The sequence below is a fragment of the Chitiniphilus purpureus genome (assembly GCF_025642115.1).
In the GTDB taxonomy this organism is placed as follows: domain Bacteria; phylum Pseudomonadota; class Gammaproteobacteria; order Burkholderiales; family Chitinibacteraceae; genus Chitiniphilus; species Chitiniphilus purpureus.
This window is the reverse complement of record NZ_CP106753.1, coordinates 3,921,953-3,945,897: the sequence shown is the minus strand read 5'-3', so window position 1 is coordinate 3,945,897 and position 23,945 is coordinate 3,921,953. Positions and strand designations below refer to the sequence as shown.

At 66.1% G+C, this 23,945-nt stretch carries 9 protein-coding genes; all 9 read left to right on the top strand.

All coding sequences use genetic code 11. The annotated features are described in order from the left end of the window. Position 1 precedes the first annotated feature (1 nt). Positions 2-5,008, top strand: coding sequence for an RHS repeat-associated core domain-containing protein (locus N8I74_RS18250; protein ID WP_263124632.1), 5,007 nt, complete (start codon positions 2-4; stop codon positions 5,006-5,008). After that, on the top strand, positions 5,005-5,610 hold the full coding sequence (locus tag N8I74_RS18245; RefSeq protein ID WP_263124631.1) for a hypothetical protein: 606 nt from the start codon (positions 5,005-5,007) through the stop codon (positions 5,608-5,610). The genes N8I74_RS18250 and N8I74_RS18245 overlap by 4 nt, the downstream gene beginning before the upstream one ends. Before the next feature lie 154 nt (positions 5,611-5,764). Further along, entirely contained in the window at positions 5,765-6,244 is a 480-nt protein-coding gene (locus tag N8I74_RS18240; protein ID WP_263124630.1) for a DUF4265 domain-containing protein, read from the top strand. A 304-nt stretch (positions 6,245-6,548) separates the two neighbouring features. Further along, entirely contained in the window at positions 6,549-6,917 is a 369-nt protein-coding gene (locus N8I74_RS18235; RefSeq protein ID WP_263124629.1) for a glutaredoxin family protein, read from the top strand. A gap of 164 nt (positions 6,918-7,081) precedes the next feature. Further along, positions 7,082-11,035 (top strand): Ig domain-containing protein, encoded by a 3,954-nt coding sequence (locus N8I74_RS18230; RefSeq protein ID WP_263124628.1) that lies wholly within the window; start codon positions 7,082-7,084, stop codon positions 11,033-11,035. A gap of 88 nt (positions 11,036-11,123) precedes the next feature. Next, positions 11,124-17,567: a PKD domain-containing protein gene (locus tag N8I74_RS18225; protein ID WP_263124627.1), complete on the top strand. Its 6,444-nt coding sequence runs from the start codon at positions 11,124-11,126 to the stop codon at positions 17,565-17,567. A gap of 23 nt (positions 17,568-17,590) precedes the next feature. Then, the gene (locus tag N8I74_RS18220) at positions 17,591-22,618 is read left to right on the top strand and encodes an RHS repeat-associated core domain-containing protein (RefSeq protein ID WP_263124626.1); all 5,028 of its coding nucleotides are present in this window, start codon (positions 17,591-17,593) and stop codon (positions 22,616-22,618) included. After that, positions 22,608-23,279, top strand: coding sequence for a hypothetical protein (locus N8I74_RS18215; RefSeq protein WP_263124625.1), 672 nt, complete (start codon positions 22,608-22,610; stop codon positions 23,277-23,279). The genes N8I74_RS18220 and N8I74_RS18215 overlap by 11 nt, the downstream gene beginning before the upstream one ends. 14 nt (positions 23,280-23,293) lie before the next feature. After that, on the top strand, positions 23,294-23,905 hold the full coding sequence (locus tag N8I74_RS18210) for a hypothetical protein (RefSeq protein ID WP_263124624.1): 612 nt from the start codon (positions 23,294-23,296) through the stop codon (positions 23,903-23,905). Positions 23,906-23,945: the final 40 nt, after the last annotated feature.

The following is a 23,945-nucleotide window of genomic DNA, read 5'->3' as shown; positions in this document are numbered from 1 at the left end:
TATGGAACAGGGATGGGCGAAGCGTGCCGCGGCGCGCTGCAAAGGGATGGTCCGGCTCGGCGCGACGCTGGCGGCGCTGCTGCTGGCGATGCCGGCGCAGGCTGCCGAATCGGGCAATGGGCTGACGGTGTCGGTGCCGAATGGCTACGCCAACATCGCGGTGGACGACCTGACGGTGATGAGCACCGCCGGCGCGGTGCGCTGGCAGCGGCGCTGGGACGGCCAGGAATGGAAGTTCAACCCGCACTGGGAGAGCCTGTCGCAATCGTGGAGCAACCTGACCGGCAGCCAGACGGCCGACGACGGCGGTGGTGGCGGCGGTGGCGGCGGCGGCGGTGGGGCGGGCGGCACCCCGGCGGTGCAGGACGGCCAGGCGGCGCTGGGTGGCGCGCCGAGCGGCTGCTGGGTCTGGGTGGACGAAGACTGGCAGCCCCGCAAGGGCACGGTGATGATCGGCGGCGAGCCGCAACTGCAGGGCGAACCGATGCCGCCGGCGCGGATGGCGCCGTTCAACCGGCTGATGGGCGTGGCGGCGGCGGAGCAATACCCGCCGGTGCAGATCGTCAACGTCGACTACGCGCAACTGTGCGGCGGCCTGATCATGGCGCGGCCGGTGGTGGACCTGGAAGGGATCCGGCGGATCAACGAGCTGTACCTGGGCGGGGAAGGGCGGTACGCGTTCAACAACCGCACGGTGCTGGAGAAGCGCGCGGTGCGGCAGTACCCGGCGGCGGTGGCAGGCGCGCTGGAGCGCGGGCAGCTGGGCATGACGCCCGAAGCCAACCCCAGGGGCTTCCGCTGGATCGACCGGGGCGGGGACTGGATCGACTACAACACCCAGGGCCAGGTGGTGGCGTGGGGCGATCGCAACGGCAATGCGGTCTGGCTGGTGCGCGACGGCGACGGGCAGGTGCGCGGGGTGGCGGACGACCAGGGCCGGGTGCTGTTCACGCTGCACTACACGGGTCAGCTGATCACCGAGATCCGGGACTACCCGGTGGCGGGGCTGGGCCGGGATCTGGCGGCACGCAGCGTCAAATACCAGTACGACGACTGGAACCGGCTGACGCAGGTGACCGACGTGCGCGGGCAGGTGACGCGGTACGAGTACAACCAGGGCAACCAGATCGTACAGATCACCGACCCGGAAGGGCGGGTGGAGAAGCTGTCGTACAGCGGCGAGATGGTCAAGCAATGGATCGCCGCCGACGGCGGGGTGACCGACTACGAATTCGAATTCGACGACGCGAACAAGCAGTTCAGCAGCAAGCTCACCGGCCCGGAGACGGCATCGGGACGGCGGGTGGAGCACCTGACGCACAACCGGGTGGGCAAGCTGCTGCAACAGGTGGTCAACGGGCGCCTGGAGAGCGACGTGCGCTACGACACGGGCGCCCGGGTGGAGATCAACACCAACGCACGCGGCTTCACCACGCGCACCACCACCAACGAATTCGAACAGGTGGTCGAGCTCGCCCACCCGGACGGCGCGACGATCAAGCGGCAGTTCTCGCCGCTGCACCTGCGGCTGACCGAATACCAGGACGAACTGGGGGTGAAGACCCAGTACCAGTACGACGCCAAGGGCAACCTGCTGCAGCGGAGCGACGCGGTGGGGACGCCGGATGCCCGGGTGCTGGTGTACGAGCGCAACAGCCTGGGGCAGCTCACCCGGTTCACGCGCAAGGGGCGGCAGGAAGCCGACGGCAGCACCTCGCGCGATGCGGTCTGGCAGTTTGAATACGATGGGTTGGGCCTGATCAAGCAGAGCACCGACCCGGAAGGCCAGGTGCGGCAGTACACGTACGACCGCGCCGGCAACCTGGTGCGCCATGTGGACCCGCGCGGCAACGCGATCGACTACGAGGTGGACGCCGCCGGCAACCTCATCAAGGAGACCAACGCACTGGGCCAGGTGCGGCGCTTCGCGTACGACAAGGTGGGCAACGAGATCAGCGCCACCGATGCGCGGGGCAAGGCCACGCTGACCGCGTACGACGCGATGAACCGGGCGGCCCGCATCACCAACCCGGTGGGCGGGGTCTACCAGCTGCAATACAACGGCCAGGGGCTGCCGGTTGCGGAGACGGACGAGGACGGGCGGCGGGCCGAAGTCGAATACGACAACTTCCAGCGGCTGGTCAAACAGATCGACGGCAAGGGCAACGCCACCGACTACGGCTACCAGCTGGGCGACGGCAGCCTGGGCTCGACGCTGCTGCCGACCGAGATCCGGTTCCCGACCTTTACGGAACAGCAACGGTTCGACGCGCGCGAGCGCCCGACCACCCGCACCGTGCTCAACCCGACCCCGCTGGGGGTGGAAGGGCTGGTGAGCAGCGACAAGTACGACAAGCGCGGGCGGGTGATCGAATCGACCAACGCCGAAGGCAAGACCAGCTACTACCGCTACGACGCGCTGGGCCGGGTCAACAGGTTCACCAACGCGTTGGGCAAGAGCATCGACCTGACCTGGGATGCGCGGGGCAACCTGATCCGGGTGAAGGACGCCAACGGCAACACCACGCGCTTCGAATACGACCGTGCCAACCGGTTGATCAAGGAAACGCTGCCGCTGGGCCAGTCCAGCACGTACACCTACAACGCCAACGGCCGCTACGAACGCATCACCGATGCGGCGGGCAACGTGATCCACTACACCTACGATGCCGCCGACCGGCCGTTGCGCACCGAAGTCACCGAAGCCGGCCAAGGCACGCCCAGCCTGGTCTACACCTTCACGCACGACGATGCGGACAACCTGACCGGGTGGAGCGACGGCACGCACAGCGGCGTGTTCACCTACGACGACGCCGGGCGCCGGCTGAGCGAGACCACCGGCTACGGCAACCAGATCACGTTGGGCTACCGCTACAGCTACACGGCGGCGGGCTATACCCAATCGCTGACCTACCCGGACGGTACCCGGGTCGGGTTCAACTTCGACAGCCATGCGCAGCTGGGCAGCATCGAACTGCCCGGGGAAGGCACGATCGCGGTCAACACCTGGGACTGGGTGGCGCCCAAGAAGCTGACGCTGCCGGGGGGCACCACGCGCGAGATGAGCCACGACGGGCTGCTCAAGCTGATCGGGCTCAAGGTGAAGAACCCGGGTCAGCAGACGCTGTTCGAGATCGCCAACCAGTACGGCAAACGCGAAGAACTGAAGCAGAAGGCGGTGACCGACAGTGCCGGGGGCAACAGCCAGACCGTCACCTACCAATACGGGTACGACGACGAACAGCGGCTGACCGCGGTCAGCCGCGACGGTGGCGGGTTGTTCGGCAGCACCACGGAAACGTTCGGCCACGACGCCGCGGGCAACCGGGTGACGCACAGCGTGGTGAACGGGGCGCTGGTGTACGACGCCAACAACCGGTTGATCCAGCGGGGCAGTGGCAGCGGTGCGACCACCTACCAGTACGACGCGACGGGCCGGCTGACGAGCAGGACGGTGGGCAGCGGCGGTGGGGCGGCCAGCGTCACCCGCTACCGGTACGACCCGCTGGGGCGGCTGACCGAGGTGCAGGACGGCGACGGCCAGCCGATTGCCCGCTACGTATACGACCCGTTCGACAACCGGCTGGTCAAGACGCGGTACCGGGATGACGACGGGCAGGCGCTGGCCGAGCCGCAGCGCACGCTGTACCTGTATGCGGACGAAGGGCTGATTGCGGAAGCGGACGGCAACGGCACGGTGACGACGCAGTACGGCTGGAAACCGGACGGCAACTGGGGCACCGACCCGATCTTCATCAAGACGGCGATCAAGGGCGAGGACGGCACGTCGGCGATGGGGTACGCGTACTTCCACAACGACCACCTGGGCACGCCGCTGCGGGCGACGGACAAGGCGGGCCGGGTGGTGTGGCGCGCGGAATACGACAGCTTCGGTGCGGCGAGCCTGGGTGTGGACAACGCGCTGCGCAACAACCTGCGGCTGGCGGGGCAGTACCAGGATGTGGAAAGCGGGCTGCACTACAACACGCGCCGCTACTACGACCCGCAGGCGGGTCGGTACATCACGAGCGACCCGATCGGGATTGCGGGTGGTTGGAACCTGTACGAATACGCGAATGGCGACCCGGCGAACCAGCTGGACCCGAGTGGGGAATGGGTGTGGGTGGTGATCCGGGTGGCGATGACGGTGTACGACATCTACACGACGTATCAGGAATACAAGGAGACGGGGTGCTTTGATTGGACGCGGCTGATCCCGATTCCGGTGAAGATCCCGAAGATCAAGTGGCGGACGAAGCGGTTCAAGAAGTGCTCGAACCCGTGCGAATGTGCGATGGGGGGTGGGGGCAGCAACAGCTTCCCGGGTGAGACGCTGGTGCATGCGCAGGATAGCGAGGGTCATGCGGTGCTGAAGCCGATCGCGAGCCTGCAGGTGGGCGATCGGGTGCTGGCGAAGAGCGAGTGGAAGGCGGCGGGGGAGGATCTGTCCTACGAGCCGATCACGGACATCTATACGACGGTGGATCAGGACCGGCGGCTGGTGTATGTGAAGCTGGTGGATGGTGAGGAGCTGGTGGCGACGGATGGGCATCCGTTCCGGACGGGGGCTGGTTGGCGGGATGCGGGGTTGTTGAAGGCGGGCGACAAGCTGTTGCTGCGCGGTGGTGTGGAGGGAGCGGAGCGGGAGGTGGTGGTCGCGGGGGTGCGTGATGGTGTGGAGCGGTTGACGACGTACAACCTGGAGGTGGCGAACGCGCATACGTTCTTTATTGGGGAGCAGGGCATCCTCGTCCATAACGGCAAGGTTTATGTTGTGCCAGGTTGCCGTACCCCCAGTGGTAAACCTTATGTAGGCCGCACTAAAAACGACAAGGTTTCCAAACGTGGGAAGCGTGATGGCCGCAACCGGCAGGATGGTGACGAGGTCGGTTCATACCCTGACGGCGATACAGATGCAGCTCGTGAGATGGAGCAGGATTTGATCGACGAGTATGGACTTGACAATCTGGACAATAAGAGAAATGAAATATGTCGGTGCAAGATATGAATGCAATCCAACAATTCTGGCTTTGGTTCAAAAGTCATGAACAACCGTTGTTGCATGCATATGCTCAGAGTAAATCCTGGGAAGAAATCGACTTCAATCTGGAGCGTATTCATGAGCGATTGGCATGGGAGATCGGGCCGGCCAACGAAGAGAGGATGTATTTCGCGATTTCCCCCGATTTTGACGAGGATTTAATGCCTGTTGCGGCACAGGTTGTGTCGCAGGCATATGCAAGTGACTTTTGGGATTTTCGCCTCGGGCGACAGAGAAGGCCCTGGTCGGAAGTCGTCGAGATTGCGCAGGCGCAAGGAGAGGATGATGCGCGGGAAACGGTGGATATATCCGGATGGCGACATATCGTGTTTCGTCTACAGGATAGCAATCTTGTCGATATCGTTTTCGAATGCGGAGAAGGTTTCCCGCTTGTAGCAGATGCATTGGATGAGCTGGGGGCTGTTGTGGCGGCGGCATTGGTCGGCGAGATGACCATCATGGAAAAGGTCGATGCGATCGAAGTCGTAGAACGTTTTGAAAGCCGGTTCCAAAGCAAGGCCAAACCTGCTGCCTGGCTTCCCTATGCGTTTGAAATGAAGCCTTTATGAATAGGGCCCTGGCCGAAATGGTGAAGACGCTTGAAGTGGTGGGGATCACCGCAGGATTTCGTGCCCTGGCGGGCGGTGAAGCATCCGCCGTGGCTGTCGGCGGTCGGTGTGGGATGTCCGGGTGCTGCCTGCCTGGTGCAGGGTGGCGGGCAAGATGAGCGCTCCCAAAGCAGCAGGCCTGATCAAGGTGCTTTTTGAAGTGGATACCGGAGACGGGCCATTGCCGCAGCTTGGGATCGAGTCGATGTGGGCTGAGCAGACCGGGCCGACGATGGCACGTTTGTGCAATGTGCCTTTCTTTGCTTGTGGCGTGGCGCTTGGAGACCTGGTGCAGATCGAGCAGGCGGCGGACGGTGCATGGAAGTTCGTAGAGGTCGTCCAAGCGGCCGAAGCGAGTACGCTGCACGCTTTTGCGTTTTCGCAGGATGAAAAGAAGCAGGTCATCGACAGATTCGCTGCACAGGGGTGCATCGTGGAAACAGGACCCACTCCTGCATATCTCGCAATTCATATCCCATCCCTTGCTGCTGCAAGATGGGCGGCGGATTTGATTGCAGAGTATCAGGGTAACGATCAGGTGGCATTCCAGGTTTCCTGCTCGCGACATGAACCGGTGCTGGTATCGGACGTTTAAGGGCGGGTGTTGCCTGTCTTGGGCGGTTGCGATGGGGCATCGCTTAAGGCCTCGATATTGAACTGAAGGTCGGGCTGTTTTGAAGACACTGGATCAAGAGCCGGTTTGTTGAAGTCGTGGTCCGATTTTCGCCAGCGTCGATGCCTTGCTGGGACGGGTCTGCTGTGTGGTGTGATGGAGAGGCAGTTTTGAATACGCAGTCGAAGGGAAGGGCTATGGGCAGAGTCGTTCGGTGCGGATCGGGTTTTCGATCCGTGCGCCGGTGTGCTGCCCGATCATGCCGCAGTGCGGTCGGGTGCGACTTGTGAACCGGGTCTTCATGCCTTTGCTCGCGCTGTTCGGGGCTTACCTTGTCTGGGGGTATTTTTCCGGTACCGGGCAGGCGGATGTGCCGGGCGAGGCGCAGATCCGTGAATTGGCGGCCACGGTCAGGCCGGACGAGGTGGTGATGTATTCCACCACCGAATGCGGCTATTGCGCCCAGGCCAAATCGTGGTTGCAGCAATACGGCTTCGCGTTTACCGAGTGCAACATGAGCGTCGAGGCGCGCTGCGTGCGCGAATTCGGGCAATACGGTGCCACCGGCACGCCCTATCTGGTGATACGGCGTGCCGGCAAGGAGCACCACATGAAGGACGGATTCGATTCCGACGAATTCCTGGCCGCGCTTTAGCAGGCGGCCATGTTGCATGCATCGGGGCGATGCATGTGGCGCTGAGTCAACCGGCGGACGCGGCAAATCGCCAGTGAACCGCCGGATCGGGCCGTGCCCTGGAACGGGGCCGGCCGTATATAACAAGCTGCGGCTTCGGTCGTGGCCAACGAGATGAGCATTCGATGATGCTGACCCGCTTGTTTGAGGTTGTCCGCGCCGGCCGTTGCGGCCTGGCCATGGTCTTCACCACCGCTGTATTGGCAGCGCCGTCGGCGCTGGCGCAGGAGACGGTGTGTGCGCGCGTCAAGATCGAGATCCGGCAGGAGCTGACGCTGGAGCGGCAGGCGTTCGATGCGCAGATGAAGATCAACAACACCACCGACAGCGGGATCATCGAGAACGTCTCGGTCGAGGTGAAGGTCACCGACGAGAACGGTACGCCGGTGCCCATCACCAGCGATCCGAACGACCTGTCGGCCAAATTCTTCGTGCGGCTCTCCAGCAAGGAGAACATCGGCGATGTGGCGGGCAGCGGCACGGTCAGCCCCAAGACCACGGCCACGATCAACTGGCTGCTGATTCCGGCGCCGGGCTCCGCCGGCACGTCGCCACTGGGCAAGAAGTATCTGGTCGGTGCCACCTTGCGCTATCGCTACGGCGGCGAGAACACCGTGCTCGATGTCTCGCCGGACGTGATCACGGTCAAGCCGCTGCCGCTGCTCACGCTGGATTATTTCCTGCCGCGCGATGTAGAAGGGGACGACCCGCTCACCGATGAGATCGAACCCATCGTACCGTTCACGCTTGGCGTGCGGGTCAGGAACACCGGGGCGGCCACCGCCAAGAACCTCAAGATCGACTCGGCCCAGCCCAAGATCATCGAGAACAAGCAGGGGCTGGCGATCAACTTCCAATTGACCGGCAGCTATGTGAACGACGCGCCGGCGCAGAATTCGTTGCTGATCGATTTTGGTGACATCGCCGCCGCCACGGCCAAGACCGGGCGCTGGATCATGGAGACGAGCCTTGCCGGCCGCTTTACCGAATTCACCGCGCGCTTCACCCATGCCGACGAACTGGGCGGCGCGCTCACCTCGCTGCTGCAGGCAACCAATACCCATACCCTGATCCGCGACGTGCGGGTCGACCTGCCGGGGCGCGACTACGTGCGCGACTTCCTGGCGCAGGATGGCGACGTCATCCGGGTGTATGAATCCGACAGCACCGATACCGAGGTCCGCGACTTCTCGTCGCAGGCGCAATTGCAGGCCGTGGCGGGGGGTGAACTTGCCAGCTACCGGCTGACCCTGCCGCCCAGCGTCGGATTCATCTACGTGCGCCTGCCCGATCCATTCCAGGGGCAGAAGGCACTGGGCCGTCTGGTCCGTTCCGACGCCAAGGTGCTTTCCGCCGAGAACGTCTGGCTGTCGCGCAGCCGCAACCCCGATACCAAGCAATGGCAGTACTGGTTCAACCTGTTCGACGCGAACAGCGGTGGCCAGTACCAAGCGCAGTTCGAAGCGCCGCCGGCGGCCGAGCGGGCACCGGTGCTGCAATTCGTCCCGGACCGCACGGTCAAGGAAGGGCAGCAGGTGTCGTTCCTGGTCGAAGGATCGAGCCCGGATGGCAAGGCGGTGCAATTGAGCGCGGCACCGTTGCCGGCAGGGGCAAGCTTCACGGCACAGGCGGGTGAGGGTGGGCTTGCACGCAGTGTGTTCGATTGGACGCCCACCGTCGGTCAGGCGGGCAACTACCGGGTGGTCTACACCGCCAGCGACGGCAGGCTCAGCGCAACGCGCAGCGCGGTGATCACCGTGGAGGCGGACGAGCCGCCACCGGGCCCCGCCACGCCGCAGCTGGTGGCGCCCCTCGCCGGAGCCCAGGTGGGCAGCCTCAAGCCGACGCTGAGCGTGCAGACGGGCAGCCATGAGCGTGACCCGACCACCCGTGTCGAGTTCGAAGTGTATGCCGATGCCGCGATGACGCAGCAGGTTGCGACCGGCGCTGCGGCCAAGGCGGCCGAAGGGCCGACCGGCTTCGTACTCCCCGAGCCGCTCAACGACAACACCCGCTACTGGTGGCGTGCCCGTGCCCACGATGGCAGCGAGCTGTACAGCGCGTGGATCGACGGTGAGTTCTTCGTCAACCAGTTCAACGACGCGCCCGAAGGCTTCAACCTGACCAGCCCCGCGCCGAATGCCGAGGTGGCCGAACTGCAACCGACGTTGAGCTGGACCCATGCCATCGACAAGGACGGCGACGCCATCACCTATGCGATTGCACTGTACCGGGATGCTGCGCTGAGCCAGGAGGTGGCCAAGGCAGAGAACCTGCAGCCGGGTGAAGGCGGCAGCAGCAGCTGGCTGGTACCGGTGGCGCTGGCCAATCACGGCCGGTATTACTGGCGTGTCACGGCCCGTGACGCGCTGGGCGCGCAGACAGCGAGCCCGGCCCGGCCGTTCGTGGTCAACACCGGCAACGTGGCGCCGACCGCGCCGGTCCTGCTCAGCCCCGCGCCCGGCAGCCAAGTGGCGCAGTCCGGCGTGGTGCTGACGGTGGGCAACAGCAGCGATGTCGATGGCGACCTGATCACCTACGTGTTCGAGCTGGACACGGTCAACACCTTTGATTCGGGCAACAAGCGCAGCTCGGGCCAGGTGATCCAGTCGGCGGGCGAGCAGACCGGCTGGGCCGTGGCAGAGCTGCTGGAAAACCAGCGCTACCACTGGCGGGTGCAGGCGCAGGACGGCCGCGCCGAGTCGGCCTGGGCGGTGGGTGAGTTCCTGGTGAACGCTGTCAACGACGCGCCGCCCGCGCCATCGATCAGGAATCCGGGCGACGGGGCCTGGAGCGGCTCGACCCATCCGAGCCTGGAGGCCCATCCGGTGGTTGATCCGGAAGGCGAGGCGGTGCGCTACGAATTCCAGGTGTTCGCCGATGCGGCATTGAGCGTGCTGGAGGCCGAAGGCAGCGCCGACAGCCCGGCATGGATCGTGACCACGGCGCTCAAGGACAAGGCGCGGCACTGGTGGCGGGTGCGCGCAGTGGATGCGCAGGGCGCGGCCGGACCATGGAGCGCGGCAGCGGTGCTGTATGTGAGCACGGTGCCGTATCAGGACCCGACCATCCAGGTGACTGCGCCGGCCCAGCCGCAACAGCCGGTGGAGGCTGGCAACCGCAAGGAGGTGACCATCCACTGGCAGGGCATCAATCCGAGCCTGGAGGCCACGGTCGCGTTGTACTACGGCACGGCGCACAGTGGTTACGAGGGCACGCTGATCGTGGATGGCCTGAGGCAGGCGGCAGGCCAGGTCAGCGCCGACTATCGCTGGGATGTGACCAGCCTGGCGCCGGGTACCTACTACGTCTACGCGGTGATCTATGACACGCGCGGCGTGGGCCGGGCCTATGCGCCCGGTGCGGTGGTGATCGTGCCGGCCACGCAGAGCGGCCGGCTGCAGCTGACGCTGCCGCGCTATCTCATCACCTACGAAGGCCCGGGCAGTGGCGGTGGCGGTACCGGCGGCGTGGCCGTCAAGGTACGGCTTGCCAATCCGCCGACGCAGGAGGTGACCGTGCCGCTGGTATCGAGCAACTCGCGCGAAGGCTACGCACAACCGGAACGGCTGGTGTTCACGCCGCAGAACTGGTCGGTGGACCAGACGGTGACGATCCTGGGCCGCAACGACTGCGTGCCGGACGGCAACCAGGCCTACAGCGTCACGGCCGGCAAGGTGCTGTCGCTGGATGGCCAGTACATGGGTGTAAGTGCAGCGCCGATCGCGTTGACCAATCGTGACGACGCTGACTGGGCGGGCAACAGCAACGACCCCAAGGTCAACCTGTGCGGGCTCGGGGTGGTGAGCGAGCGGCAGGTGGGCAGCCAGTGGGAAGCGGTGCTGTCGGTGGAGCTGACCAACCTTGGCTCGGATGCGGCCGCGGTCAGGGCGCAGCTGACCAGGCTGCCGGCGGGGATGACGGTCATCGATGGCACGGCGCAGTTCGGCGCGGTGCGCAGCCAGGAAAGCGCACGCGCAGCCGACACGGTGACGGTGCGCAGCCCGACCTCGGTGCGCAGCAGGTTGTCGGAGCTGCACCGCGAAACGCGGTGGGCGGTGGACGTCACACGGCAATAAACAAGGTGGGCGGGCTGTCGCACCGGCTGCGGCGGCCCGTTCCTGTCCATACAAAGTCGGCCAATCCGAATCCAGGCTGGAGAGCGCTGTGCGCTTCGTCAAGAAAATCTCGTTTGTCATCTTGCTGTTCTTGGTCAGTGTGTTCGCAATGGCCGGTGTCAACACCGGCCTGAGCGGGGACGATGCCAGTGCAGGCCCCTTCCCCATCGGCTTCCCGTTTGTGTTCTTCGGGAAGTCCTATACCCAGTTCTATGCGACGACCAACGGGCTGCTGCAATTCGAAGGCCCGACCTCGGCATACAGCAACAGCTGCCTGCCACCGGCTGGCGGCGGCCTGTCTCAGACCATCCATGTGTTCTGGGATGACCTGCGCACCGATGTCGGCGGGCAGCCGGCGGGCAAGATCCACTACCAGACGCTGGGCGAGGCGCCCAATCGCCTGCTGATCGTCCAATGGACCAACCAGTATTTCTACGGCTCCAACCTGCCGATGGGGACCTTCCAGGCCATCCTCTTCGAAGGCACCAACGAGGTGAAGCTGCAGTATCGCTACCTGACCGATCTGCGCAGCAGGGGCAACAGCGCCACCATCGGGATCCAGGGCGTCGGCCAGGCGGTGCAGGTCGGCTGCAACGGCAACGACGTCATCGCGCCCGAGCAGGCGATCTCCTTCCTGCCGGAAGCGGGCGGAACCGGCTACCGGATGGAGGCCGCAGCCCGTTACGACTTCATCGACATCTCCGGCCTTACCCCCGACCCGCCGGTCGCGCCGCCCTACACCAACACGGCCCCGCGCTGGACCTGGGTTCCGGTGGCCGACCTCAACACCTACCAGATCCAGATCCAGTCCGACCGCGGTGAGGTGCTGGTGGATCAGGTCATCGGCAATGTGTCGGGCTATACGCTTGATGCCTACCAGGTCGGGCAGCTGTACCGGGCGCGTGTGCGCGGCAGCGTCAACGGCGGCAACACCTGGGAGCTCTGGTCGGGGTTGAGCGCGGCCACCGTGGTCGATACCGCCAACCCTGCCGTGCAGATGCTGGGTGCGGCCCAGACGGGTGGCAATTCGGTGCGCTGGCGCTACCAGGGCAGCGACGACATCAGCGGGGTGCTGTCGACCCGCCTGCAGATCGCGACCGATCCGGGCTTCGCCGCGCTGCTGTTCGATGAAAACGTGCCTGCCACCGAATATGTCTACACCCAGGGTCAGCCGGGTCAGACGCTGTATGCGCGGATCGATGCGGTGGACCGGGCCGGCAACCGGTCGGCGTTTTCCGAGCCGGTCTCGATCACGCTGGTGCCTCCCCCGGTGGCCGGTTTCGAGCTGCCCGCCGGGCCGTTCGAAGCACCGGTCAGGATTGCACCGGTCAACACCACGACCGGCGAAGTCAACGCCTATCTATGGAATTCAGGCGATGGCCGCACCAGCGACCAGCGCAATCCCAGCTTCCTCTATTCGGTGGCCGGCAGCTACGTCATCTCGCTGCGGGCAACCGGCACGGGCGGTTCCACCGAGGTCAGCAGGACCGTGACGGTCACACCGGATGTCACGCGGCCGGAACTGGGCGCCCCACAGGTGGACGGCGTGCCGGTCGGCGCGCTGCTGCTGGTCGATACGGACAAGCAGGTGTCGTTTTCCGCCAGTGATGCTGGCGGGGTGCAGTCCGTCGTTGCCACGATCGGTGCCCAGGCGTTGCCTGTCACCCAGGCGCCAGGCGGCGTCTACCTTGTTGGCATCGACCCGCTGCTGTTCGACAACGGGACCCATGTGCTGCTGCTGGCGGTCACCGATACGGCGGGGAACACGGCCACCCGGGAAATCCCGCTGCGGGTCGACCTGCCTCCGCCGGCGGCCCCGACGATCACTGCGCCAGCGCAGGACTTGCGTACCAATCAGGTCACGCACCTGGTCGTCGGTTCGACCCCACAGGGCCGCGAAGCCCGGGTGCTGGTGAATGGCGAACCGAAGAGCGACTGGCTGCCAGTGGTGGCGCAACGCTTCGAATATGCGTTGGCCCTGGTTGAAGGGCAGAACCGCATCACCGCCCTGGTCCGCAACAACCGTGGCATCAGCGAGCCGAGCGCAACGCGCATCGTCACCCTCGATACCTCCCGCCCCGCGGGGCCCGGCAATCTCAAGGCCCAGGTGGCTGCCCAGGGCAAGATCCGCCTGAACTGGACGCCGTCGACCGATCCGGCGTCCAGGGGGACCCTGGTATTCCGGGCGGCAGCGCCGTTCGAGGATGTGCAGCAGGCACAGCAACTGACGCCGCAGCCGATTGCCGGCGGGGTCTACGAAGACATGCCGGCGGTGGATGGCAATTATGTCTACCGGGTGGCCGCAGCCAACGACCTTGGCACGCTGAGCACGCTGTCCAATCCGGTGCAGGCCAGTGCCGACGCGTTGGCGCCGTCTGCGCTGTCGGTGGTGTATACGGGTCTGGGTCAGGTGGATGTGGTGAGCGGTCGGCACGGCCAGGGGCGGGTGCAGGTGGCGGTGACGGTGAGCGAAGCGCTGCAGAGCGCGCCGTACCTGGCGCTGGTGCCCCAAGGCGGTCAGCCGATCACGATCGAACTGACGCGGGTGGACGACACGCACTACCAGGGCAGCTTCGTGATCGACGGGAACACGCCGTCGGGGACGGCGCAGGTGCTGTTCTCGGCGCGGGACCTGGTGGGGAACCGGGGCACCGAGGTGAAGGCGGGTGGGACGCTGCAGATCGACACGGCCGGTCCGGTGCTGAGCGGGATCGCGCTGGATCCGGCTGCACCGGTGCGGGCGGACGTGGCAGGGCCGGTGACGGTGACGCTGCACTTTGACAAGGCGCTGAAGGCGGGGCAGTCGCCGCAGCTGTGGTACCGGCTGTCAGGCCCGCTGCGCAGCGCGGTGGCGGTGACGGGGCTGGGCCAGGTGGACGCGACGACGTGGCGGGGCAGCTTCAGCCTGCCGGCCGATGCGGGCAGCGGAGCGCCGGAAGTGCTGTCGTTCACGATGCAGGCGCAGGACGATCTGGACAACGTGTCGACCCGGATCAGCGCACCGAACCGCTTCCAGGTGTACCGCGGCGAGCTGCCGCCGCTGGACGTGCCGTTCGGGCTGACCGCCAAGGCGCAGCCGGGCGGGAAGGTGGGTCTGGGCTGGCAGGCGGTGCCGGATGCGGTGGCGTACCAGCTGTACCGGCAGGCGCCGGGCGAGACGGCGCTGACGCCGCTGGCGCGGGTTGAGGGCACCCAGTATCTGGATGCGACACCGGGCGATGGCCGCTACCGCTATGCGATCGCCTCGGTGCGGCAGGCCAATGGCCAGGATGCGCAGTCAGGGTTGAGCGCGGCGGTGGAGGTGGTGGCGAGCGCGACGCCGCCGGGCGCGCCGCAAGGGCTGACGCTGCAGCTGACGGGCCAGGGGATCGTGGCGCGGTGGCAGGCGCCGCTGATGAGCCCGGTGGAGAGCTACAACCTGTACCGCAGCAGCGGGACGGTGATCACGTCGCTCGAAGGCAAGACACCGCTGCGCAGCGGCATCCGGCAGACGGCAGTGGTGGATCCGGAGCCGTCGGCGACCGAGCATGCCTATGTGGTGACCGCGGTGGACGCGGCGGGCAACGAATCGGCGATGTCGAACTCGGCGTACCTGAACGCGACGTTGCTGCCGGTGCCCTCGTTGAAGGTGGAGCAGGTGGGCAGCACACTGCCGCGACTGAGCTGGAGCGCATCGCGCTCGGCGGTGGCGGGCTACCACGTGTACCTGGGTGAAGGGGCGGGCAGGACGCGGCTGACAGCGACGCCGATCACCGAGCTGGGCTACACCGACACCGGCTACACCGGTGGCGAGCGGGTGTACACGGTGGCGGCGGTGGACGCGGACGGGGTGGAGATGGCCCGCAGCCTGCGGCTGCCGGCGGTGGCCCTGCAGGTGGCGGCGGGCCTGCCGGTCAAGCGCGGCGTGATGAACCGGGTGCAGGTGCAGGTGGGCAATGCAGCGGGCACGCCGCTGGCGAACGCGCGGGTGGTGATCCGGGTGGGCGGCAAGCGGCATGTGTCGGCGTTGTTCGATCTGGCGGCCAACGAGACGCGGCTGATCCCGGTGGTGGTGGGCGGCTATGCCGACCTGGCGGGGCAGGCGACGGCACAGCTGGGGCTGGAACAGGCACCGAACGAAGGCGAACTGGTGAGCGTGGTGCAGGACACGCAGTTCGATGTGGCCGAGGGCGGGCTGGTGGTGGGGATGGCGACGGAATCGTTCACGCGCGGGGCGCTGGGCAAGGTGCGGCTGACCATCGAGAACACCAGCGAGGTCGAGGTCGAACTGCTGACGGCGCGGGGCCATGGGCGGGAGCCGTCCAACGAGCTGCGCTTCAGACTGCTGGACGGCGACGGCAACGTGCTGGTCAACCAGCCCTACCTGCAGGCGCTGGGCGCGAATGTGATCACGCTGTCGAACGGGCAGACGGTGGCGCGGATCCCGGCCGGAGCGAGCTATACCTCGGACCTGTTCGAACTGGCGGTGCCGGCGGCCAGCCCGGACCGGCTGCGGGTGGTGCTGGAAGTGGACCAGCTGCGCTACCACAGCGGGCAAGCGGACGAAGTGGTGATTGCGGGCCGCGGTTCGGAACGGGTGGTGTCGCTGCTGGAGACGGCGTACTACGGCGAGCTCACCCAGCTGGACCCGGTCAGCTCGTTCGGCGACCAGGACATCGTGATCCAGGGGCGTGCGTTGGATCGGGCGACGCAGACGGCGCTGCCGAACACGCGGCTCAAGCTGGTGCTGAACCAGGAAGGCTTCGAGCGGGTGTTCCCGCTGGTGACGGACGCGGCGGGCGGATTCAGCCACGTGTTCAAGCCGACGCAGACCGACGCGGGCCGCTACAAGGTGAGCGCGGTGCACCCGGACGTGACCGACCGGCCGGAGCAGCGCAGCTTCACGATCAACCGGATCAGCGCCGGGCCGACGCCGTACAAGCTCGACGTGCCGAAGAACTACCCGTTCAGCATCCCGCTGGTGGTGAAGGCCGGGGTGGGGACGACGGCGCGCAACGTGCGCTTCGCGTTGAACGCGGCCAGCCAGCCGACCGGCGAGCTGCCGACGGGCATCCAGCTGACGCTGCCGGCGCCGGTCAACCTGGGCGAGCGGCAATCGCTCAACCTGCCGGTGGGCTTCGTGGCCGACAACACCGCGCAGGACAGCGGGGCGGTGGTGCTGGACGTGCTCAGCGACGAGCAGGCACAGCAGCCGCTGGCGCAGGTCCGGGTGAACTACACCCTGTCCGAGGCCAAGCCGTTCCTGGTGGGCAGCCCGAGCATGGTGCAGACCGGGCTGGCGCAGGGCGGGGTGCAGATCGAATCGGTGCGCGTGCAGAACAAGGGGATGCAGGACGCGCTGAACCTGCAGTTCCGGCTGCAGCGCGCCGACGGCGGGGCGGCGCCGGCCTGGGTCAGCCTGGCCAGCCAGGCGGACGGCACGCTGCGCATCGGCGAGCAGCGCAGCATCGACCTGCGCTTCGCGCCGGGCGAGAGCACGCCCGAAGGCGTGTATGAACTGACGCTGGTGGTGAGCGGCGACAACGTGCCGCAGCAGTCGCTGAACGTGTACGCCAGCGTCACGCAAAGCGGGGTGGGCAGCGTGCTGTTCAAGGCCTCGGACCTGTTTACGGCGACGCTGGACAAGAACGGCCGGCTGATCCCGGGTCTGGCGGGTGCACGGATCACGGTGCAGCACGAGGACGTGGCGACCCTGACGCACGAGCTGGTGACCGACGCGCTGGGCGAAGCGCTGTTCCAGGACCTGCCGGCGGGGCGGTACAAGTTCCGGGCCAAGGCCAACAACCACCAGGAGATCGGTGGGCGGCTGCTGGTGAAGCCGGGCATCACCCAGACGCAGCCGGTGTTCCTGGAATACAACCTGATCACGGTGGAATGGAGCGTGCGCGAGATCACGATCCAGGACCGCTACGAGATCATCCTGAACGCCACGTACGAGACGGACGTGCCGGCGGCGGTGGTGGTGATGCAGCCGGCGAGCGTGAACCTGCCGAAGATGGGGGTGGGCGACGTGTACTACGGCGAACTGAGCCTGACCAACCACGGGCTGATCCGGGCGGACGACGTGAAGATGCACCTGCCGGCGAGCGACGCGTTCTTCCGGTTCGAATTCCTGGTCGACGTGCCGCCGACGCTGGCAGCCAAGCAACGGGTGACGATCCCGTACCGGGTGATCGCGCTCAAGTCGCTGGAGGAAGCGGCGGACGGCGCGGCGACCGGGGCGGGGTGCTACAGCTACAGCGCCCGGCTGGCGGTGAGCTGCGCATTCGTGTGCGCCAACGGCCAGCAATCGCAATGCGGCAGTGCCACCTCGTGGTTCTCGTCGAGCAACGGCAGCTGCCCGGGTGGCGGCGGCGGTGGCGGCGGCGGCGGCGGCGGCGGTGGTGGCGGCTGGGGCGGTGGCGGCTGGGGCGGTGGTGGCGCAGCCACGCCGATCAAGCTCAAGGGCAAGAAATGCGTGTTCGTACCGAAGGGAGACACGCAGTGCGACTAAACGACAGGCAGCAGATGACGGGTATGGAACAGGGATGGGCGAAGCGTGCCGCGGCGCGCTGCAAAGGGATGGTCCGGCTCGGCGCGACGCTGGCGGCGCTGCTGCTGGCGATGCCGGCGCAGGCTGCCGAATCGGGCAATGGGCTGACGGTGTCGGTGCCGAATGGCTACGCCAACATCGCGGTGGACGACCTGACGGTGATGAGCACCGCCGGCGCGGTGCGCTGGCAGCGGCGCTGGGACGGCCAGGAATGGAAGTTCAACCCGCACTGGGAGAGCCTGTCGCAATCGTGGAGCAACCTGACCGGCAGCCAGACGGCCGACGACGGCGGTGGTGGCGGCGGTGGCGGCGGCGGCGGTGGGGCGGGCGGCACCCCGGCGGTGCAGGACGGCCAGGCGGCGCTGGGTGGCGCGCCGAGCGGCTGCTGGGTCTGGGTGGACGAAGACTGGCAGCCCCGCAAGGGCACGGTGATGATCGGCGGCGAGCCGCAACTGCAGGGCGAACCGATGCCGCCGGCGCGGATGGCGCCGTTCAACCGGCTGATGGGCGTGGCGGCGGCGGAGCAATACCCGCCGGTGCAGATCGTCAACGTCGACTACGCGCAACTGTGCGGCGGCCTGATCATGGCGCGGCCGGTGGTGGACCTGGAAGGGATCCGGCGGATCAACGAGCTGTACCTGGGCGGGGAAGGGCGGTACGCGTTCAACAACCGCACGGTGCTGGAGAAGCGCGCGGTGCGGCAGTACCCGGCGGCGGTGGCAGGCGCGCTGGAGCGCGGGCAGCTGGGCATGACGCCCGAAGCCAACCCCAGGGGCTTCCGCTGGATCGACCGGGGCGGGGACTGGATCGACTACAACACCCAGGGCCAGGTGGTGGCGTGGGGCGATCGCAACGGCAATGCGGTCTGGCTGGTGCGCGACGGCGACGGGCAGGTGCGCGGGGTGGCGGACGACCAGGGCCGGGTGCTGTTCACGCTGCACTACACGGGTCAGCTGATCACCGAGATCCGGGACTACCCGGTGGCGGGGCTGGGCCGGGATCTGGCGGCACGCAGCGTCAAATACCAGTACGACGACTGGAACCGGCTGACGCAGGTGACCGACGTGCGCGGGCAGGTGACGCGGTACGAGTACAACCAGGGCAACCAGATCGTACAGATCACCGACCCGGAAGGGCGGGTGGAGAAGCTGTCGTACAGCGGCGAGATGGTCAAGCAATGGATCGCCGCCGACGGCGGGGTGACCGACTACGAATTCGAATTCGACGACGCGAACAAGCAGTTCAGCAGCAAGCTCACCGGCCCGGAGACGGCATCGGGACGGCGGGTGGAGCACCTGACGCACAACCGGGTGGGCAAGCTGCTGCAACAGGTGGTCAACGGGCGCCTGGAGAGCGACGTGCGCTACGACACGGGCGCCCGGGTGGAGATCAACACCAACGCACGCGGCTTCACCACGCGCACCACCACCAACGAATTCGAACAGGTGGTCGAGCTCGCCCACCCGGACGGCGCGACGATCAAGCGGCAGTTCTCGCCGCTGCACCTGCGGCTGACCGAATACCAGGACGAACTGGGGGTGAAGACCCAGTACCAGTACGACGCCAAGGGCAACCTGCTGCAGCGGAGCGACGCGGTGGGGACGCCGGATGCCCGGGTGCTGGTGTACGAGCGCAACAGCCTGGGGCAGCTCACCCGGTTCACGCGCAAGGGGCGGCAGGAAGCCGACGGCAGCACCTCGCGCGATGCGGTCTGGCAGTTTGAATACGATGGGTTGGGCCTGATCAAGCAGAGCACCGACCCGGAAGGCCAGGTGCGGCAGTACACGTACGACCGCGCCGGCAACCTGGTGCGCCATGTGGACCCGCGCGGCAACGCGATCGACTACGAGGTGGACGCCGCCGGCAACCTCATCAAGGAGACCAACGCACTGGGCCAGGTGCGGCGCTTCGCGTACGACAAGGTGGGCAACGAGATCAGCGCCACCGATGCGCGGGGCAAGGCCACGCTGACCGCGTACGACGCGATGAACCGGGCGGCCCGCATCACCAACCCGGTGGGCGGGGTCTACCAGCTGCAATACAACGGCCAGGGGCTGCCGGTTGCGGAGACGGACGAGGACGGGCGGCGGGCCGAAGTCGAATACGACAACTTCCAGCGGCTGGTCAAACAGATCGACGGCAAGGGCAACGCCACCGACTACGGCTACCAGCTGGGCGACGGCAGCCTGGGCTCGACGCTGCTGCCGACCGAGATCCGGTTCCCGACCTTTACGGAACAGCAACGGTTCGACGCGCGCGAGCGCCCGACCACCCGCACCGTGCTCAACCCGACCCCGCTGGGGGTGGAAGGGCTGGTGAGCAGCGACAAGTACGACAAGCGCGGGCGGGTGATCGAATCGACCAACGCCGAAGGCAAGACCAGCTACTACCGCTACGACGCGCTGGGCCGGGTCAACAGGTTCACCAACGCGTTGGGCAAGAGCATCGACCTGACCTGGGATGCGCGGGGCAACCTGATCCGGGTGAAGGACGCCAACGGCAACACCACGCGCTTCGAATACGACCGTGCCAACCGGTTGATCAAGGAAACGCTGCCGCTGGGCCAGTCCAGCACGTACACCTACAACGCCAACGGCCGCTACGAACGCATCACCGATGCGGCGGGCAACGTGATCCACTACACCTACGATGCCGCCGACCGGCCGTTGCGCACCGAAGTCACCGAAGCCGGCCAAGGCACGCCCAGCCTGGTCTACACCTTCACGCACGACGATGCGGACAACCTGACCGGGTGGAGCGACGGCACGCACAGCGGCGTGTTCACCTACGACGACGCCGGGCGCCGGCTGAGCGAGACCACCGGCTACGGCAACCAGATCACGTTGGGCTACCGCTACAGCTACACGGCGGCGGGCTATACCCAATCGCTGACCTACCCGGACGGTACCCGGGTCGGGTTCAACTTCGACAGCCATGCGCAGCTGGGCAGCATCGAACTGCCCGGGGAAGGCACGATCGCGGTCAACACCTGGGACTGGGTGGCGCCCAAGAAGCTGACGCTGCCGGGGGGCACCACGCGCGAGATGAGCCACGACGGGCTGCTCAAGCTGATCGGGCTCAAGGTGAAGAACCCGGGTCAGCAGACGCTGTTCGAGATCGCCAACCAGTACGGCAAACGCGAAGAACTGAAGCAGAAGGCGGTGACCGACAGTGCCGGGGGCAACAGCCAGACCGTCACCTACCAATACGGGTACGACGACGAACAGCGGCTGACCGCGGTCAGCCGCGACGGTGGCGGGTTGTTCGGCAGCACCACGGAAACGTTCGGCCACGACGCCGCGGGCAACCGGGTGACGCACAGCGTGGTGAACGGGGCGCTGGTGTACGACGCCAACAACCGGTTGATCCAGCGGGGCAGTGGCAGCGGTGCGACCACCTACCAGTACGACGCGACGGGCCGGCTGACGAGCAGGACGGTGGGCAGCGGCGGTGGGGCGGCCAGCGTCACCCGCTACCGGTACGACCCGCTGGGGCGGCTGACCGAGGTGCAGGACGGCGACGGCCAGCCGATTGCCCGCTACGTATACGACCCGTTCGACAACCGGCTGGTCAAGACGCGGTACCGGGATGACGACGGGCAGGCGCTGGCCGAGCCGCAGCGCACGCTGTACCTGTATGCGGACGAAGGGCTGATTGCGGAAGCGGACGGCAACGGCACGGTGACGACGCAGTACGGCTGGAAACCGGACGGCAACTGGGGCACCGACCCGATCTTCATCAAGACGGCGATCAAGGGCGAGGACGGCACGTCGGCGATGGGGTACGCGTACTTCCACAACGACCACCTGGGCACGCCGCTGCGGGCGACGGACAAGGCGGGCCGGGTGGTGTGGCGCGCGGAATACGACAGCTTCGGTGCGGCGAGCCTGGGTGTGGACAACGCGCTGCGCAACAACCTGCGGCTGGCGGGGCAGTACCAGGATGTGGAAAGCGGGCTGCACTACAACACGCGCCGCTACTACGACCCGCAGGCGGGTCGGTACATCACGAGCGACCCGATCGGGATTGCGGGTGGTTGGAACCTGTACGAATACGCGAATGGCGACCCGGCGAACCAGCTGGACCCGAGTGGGGAATGGGTGTGGGTGGTGATCCGGGTGGCGATGACGGTGTACGACATCTACACGACGTATCAGGAATACAAGGAGACGGGGTGCTTTGATTGGACGCGGCTGATCCCGATTCCGGTGAAGATCCCGAAGATCAAGTGGCGGACGAAGCGGTTCAAGAAGTGCTCGAACCCGTGCGAATGTGCGATGGGGGGTGGGGGCAGCAACAGCTTCCCGGGTGAGACGCTGGTGCATGCGCAGGATAGCGAGGGTCATGCGGTGCTGAAGCCGATCGCGAGCCTGCAGGTGGGCGATCGGGTGCTGGCGAAGAGCGAGTGGAAGGCGGCGGGGGAGGATCTGTCCTACGAGCCGATCACGGACATCTATACGACGGTGGATCAGGACCGGCGGCTGGTGTATGTGAAGCTGGTGGATGGTGAGGAGCTGGTGGCGACGGATGGGCATCCGTTCCGGACGGGGGCTGGTTGGCGGGATGCGGGGTTGTTGAAGGCGGGCGACAAGCTGTTGCTGCGCGGTGGTGTGGAGGGAGCGGAGCGGGAGGTGGTGGTCGCGGGGGTGCGTGATGGTGTGGAGCGGTTGACGACGTACAACCTGGAGGTGGCGAACGCGCATACGTTCTTTATTGGGGAGCAGGGCATCCTCGTCCATAACGGCCGGCCTCCCAACCTCAGCCCGCCCGGCGCCGGCAGAAGAGGTGCATTTAGAGAGGCGAAACGCCAATGCGGAATTCCGGTGTGCCAGCAGCCAGACAGCGTCGGCCCCAATCTGGATCGCCGCGGTAAACGACAACCCGGCCGGACCTACAATTTCGGGGATTGCGAGATACGGGACGATGCCGGTGGGCACGATTTCGGTGAGGGCAATGACCAGAACCGGGGACCTCATTTTAACGATCCCCACAACGGTCACTATGACTACTGATTTAATCGTGCGGTTTCTGGACGACGTTTGCTCGGCTAACGACCGGTATGTGCTGGTCTGCCCACAGGGGGCAAGGCTGGCGGCGGTGGAGATCTGCCACGTGGACAGGTGGTGCAGGGACCGTTCCGGGTTGTGGCGGGTATGCCAGGGCGCACTCGCACGACTCGGGCTGGACAGCTATCTGCTGCATGGGGCGCGTATCCAAGGCAAGACAGCGCTTCAATTGAAGAAATTGGAGAAGCGCTTCTGGCCGAGCCTGGGGTTGGATTTTCTATACCAGCAAGACGTGGTGGAGGATGAGGCAGTACATCCTGTCCAGGATGGACCGGAGCCCGGATTCTTTGGCTGGCTTAAATTGAAGCCGCAGGCAAACCTGTCCGTACTCGATCCGCTGCTTGCCACTGACCGCTATTTCCTCGTTGCAGGGGCCGGTGATATGGGTCCGATGCTGAACGGGCTTTGCCAGGCGGGGTGGCGGTATGACTTCAACAGAGGGATGCAGATACCGTTGCCCATTTCCGCTGCGCTGGCCCGACAGCGGATTGTTTCCATGGTGCCGCTGGGCCGATTCGATGATCCGGATTTTTCCGTGATCTGTCTGGTGCAACCAGACTGGGCGGCTGATTTGTTTGAAGCAATCAAGGCGGTTTCTCAAACCTAGCGTCCGATCTGCCCGTGCAGCACAAGAAATACCTGCGGGAAACCGGCCTGTACCTGATGACAGGCAGGCTGGACGACGACCCGGTCTGGCTGGGGGACCGTCCGTTGGATGCGGGCGTCGCCTCGCTGGTCACTCCCAGGTCGATCCTGCTGCTGCGCACCGACGGCGTCGCGCCCGGCGAAGTGATCGGACCGGCACTGCTTGAAGCGTTCGAGCGTGTCAGCGACGAGGCGATGCGGGTCGTCGTCGCGGTCAGCCCGGTCACCCAGGCCAGGGTGCTGCTGGCTGGCAACAGGCGTCTTGCGCTGCCGCATCCATGGTTCACGCTGGATCTGGGTGATCCTGAACAGGGGTACATCGAAGACTGTTTTGGCGTGAAACCCGACGAGCGATACCTGAAAAAGCTTGGCATCTATTCGCTCAAGCAGGTGCATGCGCTGCCTTCTTTCAGCAAGGCGCGGATCCGCAGGAGCACATTGCGCTGTGTCTGCAATGCCAATTGCGCAAAGAAGATCAACGGCTTCGCGATTGCAAAGCCGTTTCTGTCGTTGGCGGTTGCTACGGGCCGCGGTCTTGAGGTGTCGGTATTGAATGAGCGGTACGGGCGGTTTGCGAATAACAGGTAAAACGCCAGCCTGCGCAACGCGCCGGCCAGGGCCGCTGATG

Bases quoted from the DNA above. Each gene is read 5' to 3' on its own strand.
- N8I74_RS18250 (WP_263124632.1), top strand. From the start codon at position 2: ATGGAACAGGGATGGGCGAAGCGTGCCGCGGCGCGCTGCAAAGGGATG.
- N8I74_RS18245 (WP_263124631.1), top strand. From the start codon at position 5,005: ATGAATGCAATCCAACAATTCTGGCTTTGGTTCAAAAGTCATGAACAA.
- N8I74_RS18240 (WP_263124630.1), top strand. From the start codon at position 5,765: ATGAGCGCTCCCAAAGCAGCAGGCCTGATCAAGGTGCTTTTTGAAGTG.
- N8I74_RS18230 (WP_263124628.1), top strand. From the start codon at position 7,082: ATGATGCTGACCCGCTTGTTTGAGGTTGTCCGCGCCGGCCGTTGCGGC.
- N8I74_RS18220 (WP_263124626.1), top strand. From the start codon at position 17,591: ATGGAACAGGGATGGGCGAAGCGTGCCGCGGCGCGCTGCAAAGGGATG.
- N8I74_RS18215 (WP_263124625.1), top strand. From the start codon at position 22,608: ATGACTACTGATTTAATCGTGCGGTTTCTGGACGACGTTTGCTCGGCT.